Here is a 21,041-nt window from a genome sequence, read left to right as displayed (position 1 = left end):
GACCACGCAAATCGCTAACCGAGCTCAGGTCACGATACGCAGCACCTCGGACAACGGCAATGCCTTGTTGAAAAGAAAGCCCTGCAACTCGCTACAGTTTTCGTCGCAAAGCAGCTGGCGCTGATATTCGTTTTCGACGCCTTCTGCGATGACTGGTACATCCAGGCTTTGGCACAGCGCAATGATCGACCGCACGATAGCCATGGAACGTGAATTGCGGCCGATGCCGTTCACGAAGCTGCGGTCGATTTTTACTCGCGTGAATGGAAATTCATGCAGTAGATTCAAAGAAGAATAGCCAATCCCGAAATCGTCCATCGCGACACCGACGCCCAGTGAGCGCACTTGACGCAAGATCTTGCGAGGCAGCTCGGCATCGCCGATCATGGTGGTCTCCGTAATTTCGAGCTCGAGTCGCTCCGCGGCCAATCCGGTTGTTTTCAAGACGCCGAGCAGCAGTGCCATGAAGTCCTCGCGCATCAGCTGGCTTGGAGAGACATTTACCGTGACGCGCACATGAGCAGGCCATTGCAGCGCGTCGCGGCAGGCGCGTCGCAATACCCAGGCGCCCAGCTCCGGCATCAAATGATGCTCTTCCGCCACGGGAATGAATTCCAGCGGCGAGACGCTGCCCCTGACCGGATGGGTCCATCGCAGCAAAGCCTCGAGCGCGTTGGTGGCACCGCTTTTTGCATCCAGGATCGGTTGATAGTGCAAATCCAGTTGGTCATGCGTCAGCGCGTGACGCAATTGATGCGCCATGTCCTCCTGCCATCGCAATGGGGTGTTCATGCTCGCTTCGAAGACCCGGTAGCGATTTCGACCGTCGCGCTTGGCTCTGTACATCGCCTGATCGGCCTGCTGCATGAGCGTCTCTATCGTCAGATGGCTGGTGTTGGACAGCACGATGCCAATGCTCACGCCGACGCGCACTTCATGACTGGCTATATCAAAAGCCTGCGTGAGTGCTTCCACGCAGCGCTGTGCAAGATCGGTCGCTTCGTCGATGCGGTGGCACCGGGCCATCAGGATGGTGAATTCGTCGCCTCCGATCCGAAAGACCTGGCCTTTGTCGCGCAGCACATTGTTCAGGCGCAGCGCAGTCAGCTTGAGCAGGAGATCTCCGCTCTGGTGACCCAGCGTGTCGTTGACGGCCTTGAACTGGTCCAGGTCCAGATAAAGGACCGCAAACCTCGCCTGTTCGCCGGCAGTCGCCAGCAGGCGCTGGAGTTCATCCTGGAAGTCCAGGCGGTTGGGCAAGCCGGTCAGCAGATCATGGCGTGCCATGTGTTCGATGCGCTGCTCCCCGCGTCGGCGTTCGGTCACGTCCTCGACTGTCAGCAACAGTCCACCGCCGTCGAGAGGGCGCCGCCCCAGGCAAAGGATCGTCGCCTGATAAGCAAATTCCGCCGTTTGCGTCGCATCCGCCATGGAGCGACCGCCAAGAATCAACCAGCGCAGACGATGACGCTCCGGCGCCGTCATTCCTTGCGCAGCACGCAAGATCGCGCGCACCATGCCGCTGATGCGTCGTCCCGGCCAAAGCGACGTCTCATCCAGTCCCAGCAGATGGCGCCAACGTGCGTTGCAAAGCGTCAGTTGTCCTTCCGCGTCGAAAAGGGCCAAGCCCTGAACCATGCTCTCCAGGGCCAGATCGAGATTGCGCGATGTCGCGACCAAGGCCTGCGTCGTCGCGCGCTGCTCACTGCAGTCGCGGGTGATCTTGGTGTAGCCGTGCAGCATCCCGTTCTCGTCGTAGATCGGCTGAATCACCACATGCGCCCAGAAGCGCGAACCGTCCTTGCGAACACGCCAGCCCTCGGCGTGGCAGCTGCCCTCGCGAAGTGCCTGTTGCAGATTTTCGGCAGGCAATCCCATGGACTGCTCTTCTTCGATGTAGAAACAGGAGAAATGCCGTCCCACGATGTCGTCGGCCGCGTAACCCTTGGCTCGCTCGGCACCTGCGTTCCAGTTGCACACGTTGCCATCTGCATCCAGCATGTAGATCGCATAGTCGAGCACGCCCTTGACCAGCAGTTCGAACTGCCGTGCCTCCGCATGACTTCGCAGCTGCTCCGCGTGAGTCATGGTGCAGACCCGCGCGTCGCTCTCCGGGCCAAGCCCGGCAGTCAACGTCGATCTCCGCAAGTCGGCTTGACGTCCACCTTCGACCTCAATCCGGTCCGGTCTGCACGCGAACCAGTTCTTCCAGCAATGGCCCCATGTCATCGAGCACTACCGAATACTGAACATGGTCCTGCATCAATGCATTGATCGGCATCGTGGGATGGGAGGCTTCGCAGGGCGTCTGCACGATGCGCGAGCCGCCTGCATCGGTGATGGCCAACAGGCCGCGTGCGCCGTCCTTGCCGCGACCGCTGAGGACAACGCCGATGACTCTCGAGCCATGGAGGCGGGCGGCGGACGCGAAAAGATCATCGGCAGCACTCGACTCCGATGACGAGGGCGCCTGCCGCGAAGACGCCGGACCCAGCACTCCCGAGGCGACAAAAACCATCGAATCCTTGCTGGAAATCAAGTGAATCCGACCCTGTATCAACGCTGTGACGTGTTCCACCGCATGGACAACGAGAGTCTCGCCCGTCCGATGGCGGTGCTTGGCGAGTTCTTCCAGGTGCGAAGGGCGAAGGTTGTGGATCACCACGACCATCAGTGCCGGCATGGAAGCAGGGAGCTGATAGAGCAATCGTGTGATGGCGCTGAAGTCTTCCGAAGCGCCTGCGATGACGACCACCGGAATGCTGGAAATCATCGACATCACACAGGCTTTTGGTTTTGTGGAGGGAGGGAGGGTTGGTTGCGGCACTGCTGCGCAATAACACTGTACGATCAAATTTCTATCATTTCAATCGAAAAAGATAGATTTTCAAATGCTTGAGCTGCTTCCAAAGTCACGTGCTCGACGTGTCGGCAGCCTACGACCTGCTTGCGATCAAGCTGGCGAACTCGCAGGCCAGGTGCGAGCGCCATCTGCTTGCACGAGCTGATGCGATCCGACCGGACGGTCTGATATAAAAATCCGCATGAATTCAAATATCGCACCCGTACCGTTGGAAAAAGCATACCGGCTGATCAATCACGGCCCGACCGTCCTGGTGTCCGCGCGCCACGAGGGCGTCGACAACGTCATGGCCGCCGCATGGGCATGCGCGCTCGATTTCAAGCCGCCGAAGCTGACCGTGGTGATCGACAAGATCACCAGGACGCGGGAGCTGGTGGAGAAGTCAGGCGTGTTCATGATTCAGGTGCCGACCGTGGCGCAACTGGAACTGACCTTCCAGGTCGGGCATCGCAGCCTGTCCGACGAACCGCGAAAGCTGGCGCTGAGCGGCGTCCGGACGTTCGACGTCGAAGGTCACGACCTGCCGTTCGTCGAAGGATGTTCCGCATGGCTGGCCTGCAGGCTCGTTCCCGAACCGCACAACCAGCAAACCTACGACCTGTTCATCGGCGAAGTCGTCGGTGCCTGGGCGGATGCACGCGTGTTCCAGGACGGCCACTGGAAGTTCGAGACGGCCGATCCGGCACTGCGCAGTCTTCACTACGTGGCCGGCGGGCATTTCTATGCCATCGGCGAAGCGCAGAAGGTGTTGCACGAATAGAGGGTTTCTACGCGCGCGACGCGAAAAATAGATTGTGAGAATCTCGAACGCGCACAAAGACACAACCGTGTTGCAAGCGTTCGATATTCGCTCGTGTGTAGCAGTCCCACCGTCGATAACAACAGAAAGACTTCATGATCCCAAGACTTGCAACGAAGACCTCGGTCGTACTTTTAGCTGTGGCTGCCATGGTCGGCTGTACCACCATGACGACGCAGGCACCCAATGTTTCGGCAACGCCCGTGCTCTCCAAACTGGAGAACCCCTGGGACATGGCTTTCCTGCCGGACGGCACGATGTTCTTCACCGAGAAATGCCGTGGCGTATCGGTGCGCATGCCGTCGGGCGCGGTCAACAAGCTGTTGGCCGTCAAGGGCGTTGCGGGCTATGCCGATACGGCGGACGACCTGTTCTGCGAAGGCCAGGCCGGCGTCAGCGGTGTGGCGGTCGATCCCCAGTTCGCCACCAACCGTTATATCTACGTCTATTCGGCGTCCAACAAATCCAGTCCCCAGACCAATCGGGTGTTGCGCCTGAAGGTCGGCAACGATTTCGCGAAACTGTCCGACCGCGTGGACATCGTCGCCGACATCTCCTACAAGCCGAAAGCCACCAACCATCCATTCGGCGGTCCGGGCGCGCACAACGGTGGCCGCATCCGTTTCAATCCGGCCGACGGCTTCCTGTACGTGACGACGGGCGACACGCACAACAGCCAGGTCCCTCAGGGTCCCACGATGCTCGGCGGCAAGGTGTTGCGCATCGACCGCGACGGCAAGGCCGCTCCCGGCAACAAGCCGCCACAGGGCTTCGATGCACGCGTCTATGCATACGGCTTCCGCAATCCGCAGGGTATCGCTTTCCGCCCAGGCACGAATCAGCCTTACACGACCGAGAACGGCCCGTGGCATTCGGACGAAGTCAGAGGGCTGGTCAACGGCGGCAACGCCGGCTGGGACCCCCGCCCGAACAGGAGCGGCCGTGGCGATTGCCCGGACAACTATTGCGGCTACAGCCCCAACCAGATGGGTGCCATGGATCCGAAGGAACGCAATGCCTTCATGCCGATGACCGACACACGGCAGTATCCCGACGCCATGAAGCCGGCCTGGAACAACGATTTCCTGTCGCAGGGCCTGTCTGCGGGCACCTTCCTCAGCGGCAGGCAGTGGAAGGACTGGGACGGCCAGATGATCGTCGCGTTCACGGGAATCGGCATTCACGGCACGCCGGTCGGCAACCGGCTGGATCTGCTGAACATCAGCGCCGACGGCCTGTCGGCCAAGCGCACCACCATGTCGCTGCCCATGCCGGCCGGACGTTTCAGGTCCGTGGTTCAGGCGCCGGACGGCACGCTGTATGTGGCGGTCGACGAAGGCACCATCTATCAGATGAAGCCGAACTGATCGTCATGAAGCATTCGAGGAACCTGTAATGCGTCAATTGATGATCGTTTCGATCGCCGTCGGTCTGCTGGGGTGTGCCAGCGCTGCGGTCGCCGACATGGACATGCTGAAGAAGAACAACTGCATCGCCTGCCACGCGGTGGAAAGTGCGGTTTTCGGTCCGTCCTTCAAGGCAGTCGCCAAGAAGTACGCCGATGACGCCACTGCGCCAGCCCGGCTCGCCGCCAAGATCAGGGCCGGCGGCGCGGGTGTCTGGGGCGAGTCGCCGATGCCGCCTCAGCCACAGGTCAGCGAGGCCGATGCGCAGACGCTGGCGAAGTACATCCTGAGCCTGAAGTGACGTGACGTGAAGTGACGGGACAGGCGACCCGAGTCCGAATTCGACGGACTCGGGTTGCGCGGGCCCGCCACGTCAAAGGATCTGCAGCGCCACGGCCTGCGCCTTCAGTTCGCCGCGGAACGACGGGTGAGCGATGGCGATCAGTTCCGTGGCGCGCTGTTTTGCGGACTTTCCACGCAATTGCGCCACGCCGTATTCGGTCACCACGTAGTTGACGTCGTTCTTGCTCGTGCTCACGTGGGTGCCCGGAGACAGCACCGGGACGATGCGCGAAATGCTGTCGTTCCGGGCAGTCGACGGCAGCACGATGAATGCCTTGCCGCCCTTCGAGCGGTTGGCTGCGCGCACGAAATCTGTCTGGCCGCCGGTGCCGGAATACGGTGCCAGCGCGAGGCTTTCCGAGCCGCACTGGCCCAGCAGGTCGATCTGCAGCGTGGCGTTGATCGCCATCAGGTTGTCGTTGAGACCGGCTTTCGCGGGATCGTTGGTGAAATCCGCCGGATGCATTTCCAGCATCGGATTGCGGTCCATGAAGTCGTACAGGCGCCGGGAGCCGAGTGCGAAGGTCGCGACCATCTTGCCGGGCAGGTAATTCTTCAGCCGGTTGGTGATGGCGCCGCATTGCACCAGCGACAGGATGCCATCGCCGATCATCTCGGTGTGAATGCCCAGGTCGTGTTTGTGCGTGAGCTGCATGACCACCGCGTCCGGAATACCGCCGTAGCCGATCTGCAACGTCGATCCGTCGTCGATCATGTCTGCAACATGTTTCCCGATGGCCACCTGCACGGCGCCGATTTTCGGCAGGCCGACTTCGAGCACCGGCGCGTCGTCCTCGACCAGCGCGGTGACCTGCGAGATGTGCACATGGCAGTCTCCGAATGCGAAAGGCACGTTCGGATTCACTTCCAGCACCACCGCGCGTGCCTTTGCAATCGCTGCCATCGTGTAGTCGGCACCGAGACTGAGCGCGAAATTTCCCACTTCGTCCATCGGCGAAGCCAGGCTGAACACCACGTCCGCAGCCATCTGCCCGCGCTCGATCTGCGCCGGAATCTCCGAGAAGCAATTGGGTATGAAATCGATCCATCCGGCCTGGCCGCCGGCACGCGTGGCTCCGCCGAAGAAGAAGGCGACATGGCGGACATTGGCGGTCGTGGCCTGGTCGATGTAGCCGTACTTGCGCATCGCCAAGATCTGCCCGACCTTGACGTCCCGGAACTCGAGCCTGCGTTCGGAGAGTGCCGTCAGGAGCGCCGGCGGTTCGCCGACACCGGTGGGCACGACGATGAAGTCGCCGTCGCGCACCTGCTGCACGGCTTCGGCTGCGGACATTTTTTTCTGCGCGTACATCGACTGGAATGAGGTCATGGCGGATTGTTGGCTGTATCGGGGTCGAGGTGTCCGACTCTGTCGCTCTCCGCCGATCCGGAGATACCCTACGCAGGGTCGCGCCGCAGTGCGATAAAACGCTCGCCGAGCTTGACTATGCTGCGCCGCATGTCTGAAAAACTGATCTATCTCTTCCAGCGGACGATGCGCAAGACCTGGTGGCGTTGCGCGCTGTTTTCCGCCTTCGCCGTCGTCGCGATCGTCCTGTCCACCGTGATCGGTCCGCACATTCCTCAAGACGTTGCGCTCAAGCTGGGGTCGGATTCCATCGACAGCCTGCTCAACATCCTTGCATCGAGCATGTTGACGGTCGCCATCTTTTCGGCCAGCACGATGGTGTCTTCGTTCGGTGCTGTGGCGAACAGCGCCACGCCGCGCGCGTCTCAGCTGCTGATCGAGGACTCGACGGTCCAGAACACGCTGGCCGCCTTCATCGGCGCCTTTCTGTACAGCGTGATCGCGCTCATCGGCCTGCACGCCCATGTCTATGGCGACGGCGGACGCCTCGTGCTTTTCGGCTTCACCATCGTGATTCTTCTGCTGGTGGTGATCGTGCTGTTGCGCTGGATCGACTACCTCTCGGTGCTTGGAAGGCTCGGCGAAACCATCCGGCGCGTCGAAGCGGCAACCGTCAAGGCAATGGATCAGCGACTGGAAAAGCCGTTCCTGGGCGGAACCGGTCAGGCTGCCGGCGAACGTGGGGCGCACGAAGTGCTGGCGCCGACGACAGGGTTCGTCCTGCATGTTTCGATGGATCTGCTTCAGAAGCAGGCGGAGAAACGCGGCATGAAGTTGCACCTCCACGTTCTTCCGGGTGCGTTCGTCGAGCCCGGACGGGCCATCGTCTCCTGCGACGCTGTGCTCGACGACGCATCGCGCAAGGCGATCGCCGATGCGGTCCTTGTCGGTCCCGGCCGCACTTTCGATCACGATCCGCGCTTCGGCCTGATCGTGATGGGAGAGATCGCGGCGCGTTCGTTATCGGCTGCGATCAACGATCCGGGAACGTGCGCCGATGTGATGGCGACTGCCGTCAAGGTGCTGAGTTACTGGTCTAAGCAAAAGTCCGAACGCGACGCAGGCGACCGACCCGCAGTCGAATTCGACCGCGTCAGCGCGCCGGCGATTCGTGAGGCCGGCATGGTGGAGGACGTGTTCGCGCCTATCGCGCGCTACGGCGCGCCGGCTGTCGATGTCGGAATCACGCTTCAACTGGCGCTGAAGTCGCTTCAACGACTGGACGGTGACATTTCTGCAGCAGCTGCGGAGTTGTCACATTACGCCCTGCTGCGAGCGTCACATGCCGGGCTGGCGGATGTGGATCTCGCGCAACTGCGTGAAACGTCAGGGTCGAGAACTGAAGAGTGACGCAAAATTGCACTGAAACGATGCTTTACATGTAAAACGCTTGACTCATATAATACTTTCCCTCTATTTCGAGGGTATCCCCCATCTCGCCAACAGCCTATGGTGAGACTTAATACACAAACCTTCTTATATTCTTCACATGAACATTGAGGCACGTATTCGGTCTTCACCTTAAACGTGCATGTACTTGGCTTCAGCAAATGTCAAAACTTATTATTCTTCCTGTGGGTTTGGCGTTGACTTTGACGCTTGTTTGGGGTTTTGGCTTCGCTTCATTGATCGTATGTTTCGCACTGTCGCTTGCGACACTGCTGTTTTCGTCCGAATCGGCTGATACCGGAATCGAACTGGCGGCCTGAAAGCACCAGTCGCATGTGTTGCAGGATCTCAGATCTTGTGCATGAACAGTTGGGCGATCAGCGTGGCGCCGAGGAACGTGCCCGCATTCGCCATGAACGACACGACGACGATTCGCCATCCAAGCCGGCGGAAAGCCGGCACGTCTTTGGCAATCGATAAACCCGCGAACGCAAGGATCGGCGTCGACAGCGCGAGGAAGTTGATCTTCCCCGTCATCTCGGCAATGGCTGCGGCATAAGGAAACGCGGGGTAGGTCAGCGCCATGCCGACCAGCGATACCCAGATGACGGCCGGAAGCTTGCGGCGTGTCAGCCGATACAGCGCGTAGCCCGCAAGAACGACCCCGACGATGATCGCCATCCCGCCCAGCACCTTCGGGTCGGCGGCCGACGTCTTGTAGTTGATCCAGTTGCCGCACAGCGCAAAGATGCCGACCAGCACCCACACCATGATGTGCGAGGGCAGGCCGAGCGGCGGAGTTTCGTGCTGTACCGTTGCCGCCAGCGAAGAATCGGCTTCAGGCTCGATGCTGGCCTTGGTCTTGCGGCCCAGGATCGGCTCCAGCACCTTGTACGCCCAGATGGTGAATGGCAGCGAGAGGAACAGCGTGAAGTAGGTTCCGATCGTCGTGGTGATCAGGTTGCTGGCGGCTGCGAAAGCGGCCACGTCCTTCGCGACTTCAGGCGTCTGCTGCGCCGCGATGGCACCCGCTGCCGCAGCCATCATGCTGCCCGAGCCGACGCCCGCGCCCATGGCCAGCGCCAGCGGATTGAAGATGTTCAGGCTCGTGATGAGGCCGGCCAGCACGGCGATGAAAACCGCGCCGAAGACCGTACCCGTGAGGTACTCCGCCAGCACGCCCTGGCCTTCTGGCGACTGCATGCCGAAGCGCTCGCCGATGATCGCCAGGCTGGGTTCGCGTCCCACCGAAAAGGTCGCGCCGATGGCCTGGCGCTTGATGCCGAGCAACAGCGCCACCGGCAGGCCGAACAGCATCGTGCCGAAGAAGTGCCCGAATTCCTGCAGCAGTAATCCGGCGCCCGATGCCGCCAGCTTCGGTATCGATCCACCGACCAGCAGGCCGAGCTTTGCGATGAACAGCAGCAGCGCGGGCTGCAGCAACGCCGCGGCGCTTTGCTGAAGCTCTGTCGTGATGCTCATGCCGGGCGGCATTCGCTTGCTGGCCAGCCCGAGCGCCGCACCCATGAGCAGCGCCCACAGCAGCGGAAGCAGGACGACCTTGGCCGGACCGAGCGGAATCGCGATGTTGCCGATGTACTCGGCGATCAGCACGATCAGGAAGGCGGCGAGGTACAGGCGCGCTTGCGAGCCCGACGAAACGGGCCTCGCATCTGCAAAGACAGTGGCGGTTGTCATGGATGAATCTCCGGCGGTGAAGTGGATGTCGAGGACTTGGCGGATTACTTGTCTAGCGACGGCGCATAGCCGAAAGGCTGGTTCGGCGTCGCCGAGGTTTCGACCCAGACGCTTTTGACCTGCGTGTATTCGTGCAGCGCCTCGATGCCGCTCGAACGGCCGTAGCCGCTGGCGTCGTAACCGCCGAAAGGCGATGCCACATTGATCACCTTGTACATATTGATCCAGAAGGTGCCGGCCTTTACCTGCGCCGCAACGCGGAACGCGCGTCCGATGTCCTTGGTCCAGACTGCGCCGGCCAGGCCGAAATCGCTGTCGTTGGCGATGGCGATGGCTTCGGCTTCGGTGTCAAACGGAATCGCGACGACCACCGGGCCGAAGATTTCCGTGCGGGCGACGGCCATCTGATTGGTGACGTTCCTGAGCACCGTCGGGCGCACGAAGAAACCTTCGGCACCGGCTTCATGCGGGCCGCCGGTTCCTTCGGCGATCTCCGCGCCTTCCTGCACGCCGGTCTCGATCATGTTAAGGATATGGCGGTACTGCACGGCGTTCTGGATCGGGCCGACTTCGGTGTCGCCCGAAGTCGGCTCGCCGACGCGGATCTGGCGTGCGCCATCGGCGACCATCCTGACGAACTTGTCGTAGATGCTGCGCTGCACCAGCAGACGCGAACCCGCGACGCAGCTCTGGCCCGCGTTGCCGAAGATCGCGGCCTGCGCGCCGATGCAGGCGCGGTCGAGGTCGGCGTCCTCGAAGACGATGTTGGCCGACTTGCCGCCGAGTTCGAGCAGGCACGGGATGCCGCGAACGGCCGCCGCCGCCGCGATCTTTCCGCCGGTCGGCACCGAGCCGACGAAGACCACTTTCTTGACGGCGCGGTCGCTCAGGGCTGCCTGGCCGGTCGTGTGGCCGAAGCCCGCGAGCACGTTGATCACGCCCTTCGGCATGCCGGCCTGCTCCGCCAGCTTCGCCACGGCGAGCGAGCTCAGCGGCGTCAGCTCCGACGGCTTCAGCAGCACGGCGTTGCCCATGGCGACCGCAGGCGCGATCTGCCAGCCGCATGTGTTGAGCGGCGCATTCCACGGCGTGATCTGCAGCACGACGCCGCAGGGTTCGCGGCGGGTGTAGTTGAGGTGGCCGCTCGGCACGGGAATGACGTTGCCGTAGAGCTTGTCGGTCCAGCCGCCGTAGTACTCGAACATCTCCGCGACGCGCAAGGCTTCGCCGCGGCAATCGCGGATCGGCTTGCCGGCAGAGATCGATTCCAGCTGCGCGAGCGCTTCGAGATTGGTTCGAAGCAGCCGGCCGACTTCCTGCATGACGCGGCCTCGTTCGGCGTGGCTCAGCGCGGCCCAGACGCGCTGGCCGGCGACCGCAGCGACGGCGGCTCGGGATGCGACGGCGGCGCCGGCATCCTTGTACGACAGGAAGGCGACGCCGGTTGCCGGGTTGACCAGCGTGACATCGGCGCCGTCGCCGACCAGCACTTCGCCGTTCACATAGGAGCCGATGACGCCGTCGGGAAAGAAGGGCGCGAAGGCGGCGAGGAGTTGTTCTGTTGCGTTGGAATTCATGATGGGTCTATCGATCTGGAAACGAGGTGATTCAGTACGTGGCGCGGGTGCCGAGTTCGACGATGCGGTTGAAGTCTTCGTCGTCGCCGATGGTTTCGGCGCTGCGCGACCAGAGTTCGGCCACCTTCGCGGACATCGGCAGGTCCATGTCGAGCGCGCCGATGAGTTCCTGCGACAGGCGCACATCCTTGCGCATCAGCTTCATCGTGAAACCCGAGTCGAACTTGTCGTTCATGACCCAGGTCGGGAAGCTGTGTTCGGTGACGAAGCTGCGGCCCGATCCGGCGTTGATGCCCTGCAGCAGTTGCTCGACCGGCACGCCGGCCTTGGCCGCCATCCGCGTGACTTCGCCGGCGACCAGCAGGTGCGAGGCGACGAACAGGTTGTTGGCGATCTTGGCCACGTGACCGGCGCCGATACCGCCGACATGCACGCGCTTCGCGCTCATGGCCGCCAGCACCGGCTCTGCGCGGGCGAGGTCTTCGTCCGCGGCGCCGATGACCATCGTCATCGTGCCGGTGATCGCGCCCTTGGGGCCGCCGCTCACCGGAGCGTCCATGAACTGCATGCCGACCGCAGCGAGTTGCGCTGCAAGGCAGCGGGTGGTGTCGGGATGCGAGGTCGAGGTGTCGATGACCAGCATGCCGGGCTTCGCGTTGCCGATGATGCCATCCGCGCCTGCGACCACCTCGGCGACGATGGCTGCGGTCGGCAGCGAAAGCACCAGCATGTCGCACGCGGCGATCACTTCCCTGATGGAGTCGCGCACCGCGATGCCTTCGCCCGCCAGCGCTTCGCGCGTGGCTGCGGAGGCGTCCGTGCCGAAGACGGTGAATCCGCCGCGCTGGAGTGACAGGGCCATGCCGCGGCCCATGTTGCCGAGGCCGATAACGCCGACCGTGCCGATGTTTTGCATTTCGAGAATCTCTCTGGACTGTGTGGATGGCCGAGAGAATCCCACCGCGACGGAGGGGAATCAATGACAACGTCGGTACAATTTTGTTGCTTTCAAGTCAACGCTCGTCATCGGGCCTTCAAGAACGTATGCCATGGATCCATCTATCGACGACCGGCGGGTCAGGTATCTCTACGAGGCGGTGACCGTCGGTTCGGTCCGTGCCGCAGCCGACAAGATGGACCTGAACGCCTCCGTCGTCAGCCGGCAGATCGCGCAGCTCGAAACCGAACTCGCCATCCCGCTGATGGAGCGCCACGGCCGCGGCGTCAAGCCGACCGATGCGGGCCAGATGCTGGTCGACTACTTCCGCCAGCACCGCGCACATCAGGACGACCTGATGACCAAGCTGCACGAGGTGAGGGGGCTCGCGCGAGGCCATATCGACCTGGTGCTCGGCGAAGGTTTCGTCAGCGACCTGATGAGCAGCCCGTTGCAGAATTTCTGGAAGCAGTATCCGGAACTCACCGTCACCATGCACCTTGCCGGCACCAACGACGTGCTGCGGCAGGTGGCCGAAGATGTGGCGCACATCGGTCTGGTCTACAACCCGCCGGTCATTCCGTCCATCCGGTCGCGCGCTGCGGTGCGCCAGCCGATGTGCGTCATCACGGCGCCCGGCCATCCGCTGGCGGAGTTGCAGCGCCAGCCGCTGCTCAAGCATGTGTGCGCCTATCCGATGGCCTTGATGCACGGCTCGTACGGCACGCGGCAGGTGATCGCGCTGGCCGAGCAGATGGAGCGCCTCCGCATCGAGCCGAAACTCATCACCGACTCGATCTCCGTCATCAAGCAGTTCGTGAAGGCCGGCCTCGGTGTGAGCCTGTTGCCGGAGTTCGCGGTGACGCAGGAAGTCGACGCGGGAGAGCTGGTGGCGCTGCCGATCGACCAACGCCTGCTCGCCGGCGCGGAGGCACACATCGTCACGCGACTGGGTCGGCAGCTGCCGATGGCTGCGAACCAGTTGCTGCTGCAGCTGATCTCGGAGATGCGCGCATTCAGGGACACGCGCCAGAACAAGGGAAAGATACGGACATGACGGAACCGCAAGAAGCGCTGTGGGCGACGCTGGTTCGGCAGGCCCATGAACTCGGGAGAACCTCGCCAGTGCTCGCGCCGGATCTCGACGCGCTGGTGCTCGAAAAGGCATCCTTCGCCGATGCGCTCTGCGCCGTGTTGTCGGGCGCGATGTCCACGGCGGTCCCGCCTTCGATCCGGCTGGACGACGTGTTCGGCAAGGTTCTGCGAAACCATCCCGACATCGCCGAATCGGCGGCCGTCGACCTGCAGAAACTCGCCGCCGTGAATCCGGCCTGTCCCGACGTGCTCACCGGACTGCTGAGCTTCCGCGGCTTCCAGGCGCTTCAGCTTCATCGCATCGATCATGAACTGTGGAAGGGCGGACAGAACCAGCTGGCCGTGCTGCTGCAGAACTGGGGTGCCATCCGGTATTCGATGGACATTCATCCGGCGGCACGGATCGGCAGCGGCGTCTTCCTCGACCACGGCATCGGGCTCGTCGTCGGCGCGACGGCGGTGATCGAGGACGGCGCGAACATCTGGCACGGCGTCACGCTCGGCAGCACGCTGACGCAGGCCGGCGACCGCCATCCCAAGGTCCGCCGCAACGCCACGATCTGCGCCGGCGCGACCGTGCTCGGCAACATCGAGATCGGGGAGGGCGCTATCGTCGCGGCCGGCAGCGTGGTGCTCAAATCGGTCTCGCCCGGCATGGTGGTTGCAGGTGTTCCGGCCCGCGTGATCGGCGTTGCGCCGTCGCAGCTGGACGCCATCGACAGCGCGCAGAAGACAACCTCGACCGAAGCCCAGGAGATCTGAAGATGGCCAATGTGCAGTTCGGAATCGACCATCCCGTGGTCACCGTGCGCGACTTCGACAAGGTGCGCGCCCAGTTCGAGAAGCTCGGCTTTGCGCCGAACCCGGTCGGCTATCACCCGTGGGGCACCAAGCTCTCGCTGATGATGTTCGGGGACAACTTCATCGAACTGATCGCCGTCGACGATGCGTCGAAGTTCGGCACGAATGCGGTGAACGGCTTTTGCTACGGCCGCAACGCCGGCAAGTTCACCGACCGTGTCGAAGGGCTCGGACTCGTCGCGCTGCACAGCAAGGATGCAGCCGCCGATCACCGCATGCTGGTCGGGCGCGGACTGCCGACGCAAGGCCAGATCGATTTCCGGCGGCAGATGAAGAAGCCGGACGGAACGCCCGATGTCGCGATCGTCTCGCTGGGGCTTTTCCTCAACGAGAAGCAGCGCGATGTCTCCAACTTCATCTGCCACCAACATCGCCCGGAACTGATCTGGGTGCCGGAGTGGCAGGCGCATCCGAACGGTGTCGATGCAGTGACGGCGGTCACTTATGTCGCGGCGAATCCCCTGGAACTCGTCGAGCGGTACACGGCGTTCTACGGCGCAGAACGCATCCAGCGCAGCGACGGTCTGGTGATCGCCGACAGCGGCTGCGGCGCGATACGGATCGCGACGCAAACGATGGTCGAGGAACTGTTCGGCCCGGTAGCGCTGCCCGACTGGAAGGGCGACACGCAGCCGCACGGCATAGCGATCACCGTCTCGACGCCGCGCTTCGACGAGCTGGAAGCGCTGTGGATAGCCAACGGCGTCACCTTCACCCGCAGTCCGCGCGGCACGCTGGTCGTGTCGCCGACGCAATGCGGGAACACGATCATGGAGTTCGAGGCGTCCTGACCGGCGCCCTGCCGGTGTTGTCGCTGCTGTTGTTGCTGGCGCTGGTCACGGTCGTCTCGCTCCAGCCGCCGCCCAGCGCCTTGTACAGCGCGAGGCGGTTGGCCTGCTCGACCAGCTGCAGGCCGATGAGCGACTGCTGCGCCGTGTACAGCGAGCGCTGCGCATCCAGCACGTCGAGATAGCCTGCACCGCCGCTCCTGAACAGCGCGTCCGAGAGTTCGAGCGTGCGCGTCGTCGCGGCAAGCAGCGACTGCTGTGCGGCCAGGCGTTCGCCCAGCGTTCGGCGTGCAGCCAGTGCGTCGGCCACCTCGCGGAACGCGATCTGCAACGTCTTCTCGTAGTTCGCGAGCTGGATCTTCTGCTGTACCTCGGCCACGCGCAGGTTCGCGCGATTGGCACCGCCGTCGAAGATCGGAACGCTGATCGACGGCGAAAAGCTCCATGCCGCGCTGCCGTTTCCGAACAATCCCGACAGGCTGCTGCTCGCGGTGCCGGCCGAGCCGGTGAGCGCGATGCGCGGATAGAACGCAGCGCGCGCGGCACCGATGTTCGCGTTGCTGCCGCGCAGTACGTGTTCGGCCGCCAGCACGTCGGGCCGCTGCTGAAGTATTTCGGAGGGCAGACCGGCAGGCGGAGCGAGCAGCCGGGCCGCCGGCGTCGTCGTCAGCGCGCCGGTCGACGGCGTCAGCAGCGCAACCGGCAGCGACGTGCCGACGAGCAGCGTCAACGCGTTGCGGTCCTGCTCGACCAGACTGTCGTAGGCGGCCGCATCCGCGCGCGCGGTGTCGACGGTGCTTTGCGCCTGCGCCAGAGCGAGGCCCGATTGCGCTCCGAGCTCGAAGCTTCGCCGGATCAGATCAAAGGATTTCTGTCGGCTCGCAAGCGTGTCGCGCGCGAACTGCAGGCGTTGCTGGTCGGTGGCCAGCAGCAGCCATGCGTTGGCGACTTCCGCGATCAGGCTGATCTGCGTGCTGCGCCGCGCTTCCTCGGTGGCGAAATAGCTTTCGAGCGCGACATCGCCCAGGTTTCGAATGCGGCCGAAGAGATCGATCTCGTAGCTCGAAAGGCCGACGTTCGCGCTGAAGCTGGAAGCGATGCGTGCCTGCCCGTTGGAGTTGGTGCTTCCCGGCGTGCGGGACCGCGTCGCACCGGCGCCGCCGCTCAGATACGGGTAGACCGACGACAGCGCGATGTCGTAGCGTGCCCGCGACTGCTCGATGTTGAGCGCCGTCACGCGCAGGTCGCGGTTGTTCGCAAGCGCAAGTTCGACGGTGCCGCGCAGACGCTCGTCGACAAAGAAGTCGCGCCAGCCGAGATCGAGCGGTGGGACGGTCGATTCGCCCCCGGTCACAGCCGGTGAAGTCCAGGCCGGCGGCACGGGTGCGCCCGGTGCGACGTAGGTTGGCGCGAGGTTGATGCAGCCCGTGAGCAGCGCAATGGAAGCGGCGACGGCGGCGAGCGAACGCAGCGGCAGTCGACCAAGCCCGATCACCTTGAGACGTGTGCGATGCGTCATGTCAACGGCCTCCCTGCGCAGCGAGTTCCGGCATTCCGCCATCCTGCTTCCCGCCATCCTGTACCCCGCTCGCGCCGTGCTTTTTCTTCTTTTCGCTCCGGCGGTCGAAGAAACCGCGGATCAGCACGAAGAACAGCGGCACGAAGAAGATGCCGAGTGCCGTTCCGACCACCATGCCGCCCAGCACCGCCGTGCCGATCGACTGGCGTCCGCCAGCGCCCGCACCGGTGCCGATGGCCAGCGGCAGCACGCCGAAGCCGAAGGCCAGCGACGTCATCAGAATCGGTCGCAAACGCAGGCGCACTGCCTGCAGCGTCGCGTCGACCACGCTCTTGCCCTGTTCCTGAAGCTGCTTGGCGAACTCGACGATCAGGATCGCGTTCTTCGACGACAAACCGACCGTGGTCAGCAGTCCGACCTGGAAGTACACGTCGTTGCTCAGGCCCCGCAAGCCGGTGAAGAGCAGCGCGCCGACGATGCCCAGCGGCACCACCAGGATCACCGAGAACGGCACCGACCAGCTCTCGTACAGCGCAGCCAGGCACAGGAACACGAACAGGATCGAGATCGCGTAGAGCATCGGCGCCTGCGAGCCCGACAGCCGCTCCTGGTACGAAGCTCCGGTGAACTCGTAGCCGATGCCCTGAGGCATCTGCTTCATGGCATCTTCGACGGCAGCCATCGCCGCACCCGAACTCACGCCGGCCGCCGCATCGCCGACGAACTCGTAGCTGGGGCTGCCGTTGTAGCGGATGAGTTGCGGCGAGCCGTAGGTCCAGCGGGTGCTGGAGAAGGCGCCGAACGGCACCATCTGGCCGAGCGTGTTGCGCACGGTCCATTTCTCGATATCGGCAGGCAGCATGCGGAAGGGCGTGTCGCCCTGTATGTAGACGCGCTTGACGCGTCCGTTGTTCAGGAAGTCGTTGACATACGTGCCGCCCATCGCGCTCGAAAGCGTGCTGTCGATGGCGCTGGTCTGCAGGCTCAAAGCGCCGGCGCGCGCATCGTCGATATCGACCGCGAACTGCGGCGTGTCTTCCAGGTTGTTGCTGCGCACATTCACCATTTCCGCGCGCTTGCCGAGCAGTTCCAGCGCCTTGTCGCGCGCCGCGAGCAATGCATCGTGGCCGAGTGCGTTCTGGTCCTTCAGGAAGAAGTTGAAGCCCGCGTTGGCACCCAGCCCGCGCACCGCCGGCGGCAGCACGACGTACACGCGAGCGTCGCGGATGACGGCCAGATCCTTGTTGGCGCGCCGCGTGATCGCAGCCGCCGAACTGTCCTTGCCGGTGCGTTCCGCCCACGATTTCAACTTCACGAAAGCGCGGGCCGAACTCTGGTCGCCGTTCTGCCCGGTCAGCAGGTTGATGCTCACCACCTCGGGCTGCTTCTGGAAGTACTCCTGCACCTGAGTGACGATCGGCTGCAGCCGCGCATTCGACGATGCCGGCGGCAGCGTGATCTGCACCTGCACGAAGCCCTGGTCTTCGTCGGGCAGGAACGATGTCGGCAGGCGCATGAACATCACGGCCATCGCAATGCAGATCGCCGCGTACACCAGCAGGCTGCGCTTGCTGCGTTTGACGATGCCTCCGACGACGCCGGTATAGCGGTCGGCGGTGCTGTCGAAGCGACGGTTGAAGCCGGCGAAGAAGCGGTCGACCCAGCCCAGCAGGCCTTTGCGCGGCGCACCGTGGGAAGTGTGCGATCCCTTTTCGATCGGCTTCAGCAGCGTCGCGCACAACGCCGGCGTGAGCGTCAGCGCGACCAGCACCGACAGCACCATCGCCGAGACGATCGTGATCGAGAACTGCCGGTAGATCACACCGGTCGAACCGCCGAAGAAAGCCATCGGTATGAACACCGCCGACAGCACCAGCGCGATGCCGACGAGAGCCGGCGTGATCTCGGCCATCGATTTTTTCGTCGCCTCCTTCGGCGACAGGCCTTCCTCGCTCATCACCCGCTCGACGTTCTCGACCACCACGATGGCGTCGTCCACCAGCAGGCCGATGGCCAGCACCATGCCGAACATCGTCAGCGTGTTGATCGAATAGCCGAACACCGACAGCACGCCGAAGGTGCCCAGCAGCACCACCGGCACCGCGATCGCGGGTATCAGCGTCGCGCGGAAGTTCTGCAGGAAGATGTACATGACCACCACGACCAGCACCATCGCCTCGAGCAGCGCCTTGACCACCTCGTCGATCGACGCGCTGACGAACGGCGTGGTGTCGTAGCTAACGAACGTCTCGAGCTGGTTCGGGAAGAGCGGCTTGAGTTCGGCGATCTTGGCGTTGACCGCCTCCGCGACCCGCACCGCATTCGCGCCGTCGGCCAGCACCACGCCCAGGCCGGCGCCGGGCCGGCCGTTGAGCAGGGAGCGCACCGTGAGGTTCTCGGCGCCGAGTTCGATGCGCGAAACATCCCTGAGCCGCACCACCGCGCCGTCGGCGGTCGCACGCAGCACGACAGCGCCGAACTGCTCCACCGTCTGGAGCTTGCTGCGCGCGGTGATGGTCGCGTTGAGCTGCTGCTGCGATGTCGCGGGCAGCGAGCCGAGCTGGCCGGCCGACACTTGCGCGTTCTGTGCCAGCAGCGCAGTGTTCACGTCCGAAGGCATCAGCGCGAACTTGCGCAGCTTGTCGGGATCGAGCCAGATGCGCATCGCATAGCCGGTGCCGAGCGTCTGCACTTCGCCGATGCCGTCGATGCGGCTGATCACGTCGACCAGGTTGCTGGTGATGTAGTCGCCGACATCCACTGCATCGGCGCTGCCGTCGGCCGAGTACATCGACACGATCATCAGGAAGTCGTTGCCGCCTTTCGTCACGGTCACGCCGCGGCTCTGCACCGCCTGCGGCAGCCGCGACATCGCCTGCTGCAGCTTGTTCTGCACCTGCATCTGCGCAACGTCGGAGTCGGTGCCGGGATTGAAGGTCAGCTGGATGCGCGAGATGCCCGATGAATTGCTCGTGCCCTGCAGATAGAGCAGGTTGTCCAGCCCGGTCATCTGTTGTTCGATCACCTGGGTGACCGAGTCTTCGACGGTCTTGGCCGATGCGCCGGTGTAGGTCGAGACGATGGAGACGCGCGGCGGGGCGATGTCCGGATACTGCTCCAGCGGCAGCGTCCGGATCGACATCACGCCGGCGAGCATCACGATGATGGAAAGCACCCACGCGAAGATGGGGCGGTCGATGAAGAATTGCGCCATTCGCCGGTCCTCAGCGCGCGGCCGCCGCGCGCTGCGCCGGGGTGGCCAGCTCGGAGGCGCGAACCGTCTCGCCGACCTTCGCCCGCTGCGAACCCTCGACCAGCACGCGCTCGCCAGCGGTCAGTCCGCCGAGCACCTGCCAGCGGTTGGTCACCGCGCGGCCGACGACGATGTCCCGCTTGACGAGCTTGTCGTCGGGCCCGACCACCAGCGTCGAAGCGCTGCCGTCCGGCGCGCGGGTCACCGCCTGTTGCGGTATCAGCAGCGCGGCTTCGTTCACACCTTCGCGGAGCACGGCGCGCACATACATGCCGGGCATGAGCAGGCGGTCGGGGTTGGGCACCACGGCGCGCAGCGTGACGCTGCCGGTTCCGGAATCTACGGTGACACCCGCGAAGGTCAGCTTGCCGTCGTACGGATACGCGCTGCCGTCTTCGAGCAGCAGCTTGATCGGCGCCTCGTCGGCATTGCCGCGCTGCAGCCGACCTTCGGCAAGATCGCGTTTCAGGCGCAGCAGCTCGGCGCTGGACTGCGTGACGTGCACATGCACCGGATCGAGCTGCTGCACGGTGGTGAGCGCGGTCGCCTGGTTGGCGGTGACCAGCGCGCCGGGCGTGACGGTCGAAAGCTCGACCCAGCCGGTGATCGGGGAACTGATGCGGGTGTAGCCCAGGTTGATGCGTGCCGTCTGCTCGGCGGCGCGCGCCACTGCCACGTCGGCCTCCGCCTGCTGCGCGGCTGCGAGCGTCGACTCGTTCACCTGCTGGCTGATCGCGTCGATCTTGACCAGTTCGGCATTGCGCAGGGCGACGGTGCGCGCCGTCGCCGATGTGGACTCGGCCTTGCGCACATTGGCCTGCGCGCTGGCGTAGGCGGCTTGGAACGGTGCCGGGTCCAGCTGATAAAGCGGCTGGCCGGCCTTGACCTGCGAACCCTCGTTGAAGAGCCGTTTCTGCACGATGCCGCCCACCTGCGGCCGGATCTCGGCGATGACCGGTGCCACGGTCCGGCCGGAAAGCTCGGTGCTGAACGCGATGCGCTCCGGCTTCAGGGTCTGGACGCCGACTTCCTTCGGTTGCGGCGGCGCGGCGGTCTTGGCGCTGTCGTTGCGAGAACAGCCGGTTGCGATCAGGCCGGCGATCAGGCAAAGGGCGATTCCGAATCGTCGGGCAGGGTGGTGCATG

Annotated in this window: 16 protein-coding genes; 7 read left to right on the top strand and 9 right to left on the bottom strand. The window is 63.8% G+C overall.

The annotated features are described in order from the left end of the window. Positions 1-24: 24 nt before the first annotated feature. Both ACSFA3_RS06050 and ACSFA3_RS06045 read right to left on the bottom strand, forming a co-directional pair. Positions 25-2,133, bottom strand: a complete 2,109-nt coding sequence (locus ACSFA3_RS06050; protein WP_435504468.1) for a sensor domain-containing protein — start codon at positions 2,131-2,133, stop codon at positions 25-27. 40 nt (positions 2,134-2,173) lie between these two features. Next, a complete protein-coding gene (locus ACSFA3_RS06045; protein ID WP_435504467.1) occupies positions 2,174-2,779 on the bottom strand; it encodes a chemotaxis protein CheB in 606 nt (201 codons plus the stop codon). 265 nt (positions 2,780-3,044) lie between these two features. Here ACSFA3_RS06045 and ACSFA3_RS06040 point away from each other — a divergent pair, with 265 nt between their 5' ends. From ACSFA3_RS06040 to ACSFA3_RS06030, 3 genes are all read left to right on the top strand, one after another. Continuing rightward, positions 3,045-3,623 carry a flavin reductase family protein gene (locus ACSFA3_RS06040; RefSeq protein ID WP_435504466.1) on the top strand — a complete coding sequence of 193 codons (579 nt, stop codon included), beginning with the start codon at positions 3,045-3,047 and terminating at the stop codon, positions 3,621-3,623. Between the two features lie 188 nt (positions 3,624-3,811). After that, complete coding sequence (locus tag ACSFA3_RS06035; protein WP_435504465.1) at positions 3,812-5,029, top strand: PQQ-dependent sugar dehydrogenase; 1,218 nt, start codon at positions 3,812-3,814, stop codon at positions 5,027-5,029. 28 nt (positions 5,030-5,057) lie between these two features. Then, positions 5,058-5,369, top strand: coding sequence for a c-type cytochrome (locus ACSFA3_RS06030; protein WP_435504464.1), 312 nt, complete (start codon positions 5,058-5,060; stop codon positions 5,367-5,369). A 72-nt stretch (positions 5,370-5,441) separates the two neighbouring features. Here the strand turns inward: ACSFA3_RS06030 and ACSFA3_RS06025 are convergent, their stop codons facing one another. Beyond that, the gene (locus ACSFA3_RS06025; protein WP_435504463.1) at positions 5,442-6,740 is read right to left on the bottom strand and encodes an acetyl-CoA hydrolase/transferase family protein; all 1,299 of its coding nucleotides are present in this window, start codon (positions 6,738-6,740) and stop codon (positions 5,442-5,444) included. Positions 6,741-6,869: 129 nt separating this feature from the next. Here ACSFA3_RS06025 and ACSFA3_RS06020 point away from each other — a divergent pair, with 129 nt between their 5' ends. Then, positions 6,870-8,129, top strand: coding sequence for a DUF2254 domain-containing protein (locus ACSFA3_RS06020; protein WP_435504462.1), 1,260 nt, complete (start codon positions 6,870-6,872; stop codon positions 8,127-8,129). Positions 8,130-8,516: 387 nt separating this feature from the next. Here the strand turns inward: ACSFA3_RS06020 and ACSFA3_RS06015 are convergent, their stop codons facing one another. Genes ACSFA3_RS06015 through ACSFA3_RS06005 form a run of 3 tightly spaced genes read right to left on the bottom strand, consistent with a single transcriptional unit; the run spans position 8,517 to position 12,350 of the window. Next, entirely contained in the window at positions 8,517-9,866 is a 1,350-nt protein-coding gene (locus ACSFA3_RS06015; RefSeq protein WP_435504461.1) for a DUF3100 domain-containing protein, read from the bottom strand. Positions 9,867-9,910: 44 nt separating this feature from the next. Beyond that, the gene (locus ACSFA3_RS06010; protein ID WP_435504460.1) at positions 9,911-11,443 is read right to left on the bottom strand and encodes an aldehyde dehydrogenase family protein; all 1,533 of its coding nucleotides are present in this window, start codon (positions 11,441-11,443) and stop codon (positions 9,911-9,913) included. A 31-nt stretch (positions 11,444-11,474) separates the two neighbouring features. After that, the gene (locus ACSFA3_RS06005; RefSeq protein WP_435504980.1) at positions 11,475-12,350 is read right to left on the bottom strand and encodes an NAD(P)-dependent oxidoreductase; all 876 of its coding nucleotides are present in this window, start codon (positions 12,348-12,350) and stop codon (positions 11,475-11,477) included. A 142-nt stretch (positions 12,351-12,492) separates the two neighbouring features. Between ACSFA3_RS06005 and ACSFA3_RS06000 the strand changes: the two genes are divergently transcribed. Genes ACSFA3_RS06000 through ACSFA3_RS05990 form a run of 3 tightly spaced genes read left to right on the top strand, consistent with a single transcriptional unit; the run spans position 12,493 to position 15,127 of the window. After that, positions 12,493-13,437, top strand: coding sequence for a LysR family transcriptional regulator (locus ACSFA3_RS06000; protein WP_435504459.1), 945 nt, complete (start codon positions 12,493-12,495; stop codon positions 13,435-13,437). Continuing rightward, positions 13,434-14,237, top strand: coding sequence for a serine acetyltransferase domain-containing protein (locus tag ACSFA3_RS05995; protein ID WP_435504458.1), 804 nt, complete (start codon positions 13,434-13,436; stop codon positions 14,235-14,237). Before ACSFA3_RS06000 ends, ACSFA3_RS05995 begins: the two co-directional genes overlap by 4 nt. Before the next feature lie 2 nt (positions 14,238-14,239). Beyond that, the gene (locus tag ACSFA3_RS05990; protein ID WP_435504457.1) at positions 14,240-15,127 is read left to right on the top strand and encodes a VOC family protein; all 888 of its coding nucleotides are present in this window, start codon (positions 14,240-14,242) and stop codon (positions 15,125-15,127) included. Here the strand turns inward: ACSFA3_RS05990 and ACSFA3_RS05985 are convergent. The 3 genes from ACSFA3_RS05985 to ACSFA3_RS05975 are packed head-to-tail and all read right to left on the bottom strand — an operon-like array spanning position 15,105 to position 21,040. Continuing rightward, on the bottom strand, positions 15,105-16,643 hold the full coding sequence (locus ACSFA3_RS05985; RefSeq protein WP_435504456.1) for an efflux transporter outer membrane subunit: 1,539 nt from the start codon (positions 16,641-16,643) through the stop codon (positions 15,105-15,107). The two genes, ACSFA3_RS05990 and ACSFA3_RS05985, sit on opposite strands and share 23 nt — an antisense overlap. A gap of 1 nt (position 16,644) precedes the next feature. Beyond that, positions 16,645-19,857: an efflux RND transporter permease subunit gene (locus ACSFA3_RS05980; protein ID WP_435504455.1), complete on the bottom strand. Its 3,213-nt coding sequence runs from the start codon at positions 19,855-19,857 to the stop codon at positions 16,645-16,647. 10 nt (positions 19,858-19,867) lie between these two features. Next, positions 19,868-21,040, bottom strand: a complete 1,173-nt coding sequence (locus ACSFA3_RS05975) for an efflux RND transporter periplasmic adaptor subunit (RefSeq protein WP_435504454.1) — start codon at positions 21,038-21,040, stop codon at positions 19,868-19,870. Position 21,041: the final 1 nt, after the last annotated feature.

The sequence above is a fragment of the Variovorax glucosi genome (genome assembly GCF_051216695.1).
Classification (GTDB): domain Bacteria; phylum Pseudomonadota; class Gammaproteobacteria; order Burkholderiales; family Burkholderiaceae_C; genus Variovorax.
Note: the sequence above shows the minus strand (reverse complement) of the source record. Positions and strands in the feature narration are given on the sequence as shown.